We start from the raw sequence: 1,471 nt of genomic DNA on the forward strand, positions 1-1,471 counted from the left end.
CTGGCGGTGATCGCGGGCGGCATGGGCTTTATTGCCGCCGCCGTGCTGCTGGTCATGTTCGCCTTCAGCCAGTCGGTCGCCTATTTCTACATGCCGGCCGATCTGGCAAAGACCCCGGTGGCGCCGGAAACCCGCATTCGGCTTGGCGGCCTGGTCGGCGAGGGCAGCGTCGCGCGCGGCGCCGGCTCGACCGTGGAGTTTTCCGTCACCGACGGCAGCGCCAATGCCGTCAAGGTCAAATATACCGGCATCCTCCCTGATCTCTTCCGCGAAGGGCAGGGCGTCGTCACCGAAGGCATGTTTGCGCCGGGGACCAACGTCTTTACCGCCGATACCGTGCTTGCCAAGCATGACGAGACCTATATGCCGAAGGACGTGGCCGACAGGCTGAAGCAGCAGGGGCTGTGGAAGGAAGGTCAAGGTCAGGAAAATCCGGGCCAGGAGGCGAAAGCGACGCAATGATCATCGAGATCGGCCATTACGCGCTGGTGCTGGCGCTGGCAACGGCGCTCATCCTCTCCGTCGTGCCGGTCATCGGCGCCCGCCGCCATGACCGGGCGATGATGGATGTCGCCACCATCGGTTCGCTGGCGATGTTTGCGCTGGTCGTCTTCTCCTTCGGCGTCTTGACCTATGCCCATGTCGTCTCCGACTTCTCGGTCGAGAACGTCTGGGAGAATTCGCATTCGCTGGTGCCGCTGATCTACAAATATTCCGGCGTCTGGGGCAATCACGAGGGATCGATGATGCTCTGGCTGTTGATCCTGACGCTGTTCAGCGCGCTGGTCGCCGTCTTCGGCCGTAATCTGCCGGAGACGCTGAAGGCCAATGTATTGGCCGTGCAGGCCTGGATTTCGGTCGCCTTCACGCTGTTCATCCTGCTGACCTCCAATCCCTTCCTGCGGCTCGATCCGGCGCCGGCCGAGGGCCGCGACCTCAATCCGGTCCTGCAGGATGTCGGTCTGGCGATCCACCCGCCGCTGCTCTATCTCGGCTATGTCGGCTTTTCCGTCTGCTTCTCCTTTGCTGTCGCCGCGCTGCTCGAAGGCCGCATCGACGCCGCCTGGGCCCGCTGGGTGCGGCCCTGGACGCTTGCCGCCTGGACCTTTCTGACGCTCGGCATCGCCATGGGCTCCTACTGGGCCTATTACGAACTCGGCTGGGGCGGCTGGTGGTTCTGGGATCCGGTGGAAAACGCCTCCTTCATGCCCTGGCTTGCCGGTACCGCGCTGTTGCATTCGGCCCTCGTCATGGAAAAGCGCGAGGCGCTGAAGATCTGGACGGTGCTGCTGGCCATCCTCACCTTCTCGCTGTCGCTGATGGGCACCTTCCTGGTGCGCTCCGGCGTGCTGACCTCGGTGCATGCTTTCGCCAGCGATCCCTCCCGCGGCGTCTTCATTCTCTGCATCCTGCTGATCTTCATCGGCGGCGCGCTGTCGCTGTTTGCCTTCCGCGCGCCGAAGCTTTCGGC

At 63.8% G+C, this 1,471-nt stretch carries 2 protein-coding genes; both read left to right on the top strand.

What is annotated here, in order from left to right; genetic code table 11:
* On the top strand, positions 1–462 hold a 462-nt coding region (ccmE, locus tag FHX14_RS32720), incomplete at its 5' end, for a cytochrome c maturation protein CcmE (protein WP_184381266.1).
* The coding region (locus FHX14_RS32725) for a heme lyase CcmF/NrfE family subunit (RefSeq protein ID WP_184381268.1) at positions 459–1,471 on the top strand (1,013 nt) is incomplete at its 3' end. The genes ccmE and FHX14_RS32725, both read left to right, overlap by 4 nt.

It is taken from the genome of Rhizobium sp. BK619 (assembly GCF_014195245.1).
GTDB lineage: Bacteria > Pseudomonadota > Alphaproteobacteria > Rhizobiales > Rhizobiaceae > Rhizobium > Rhizobium acidisoli.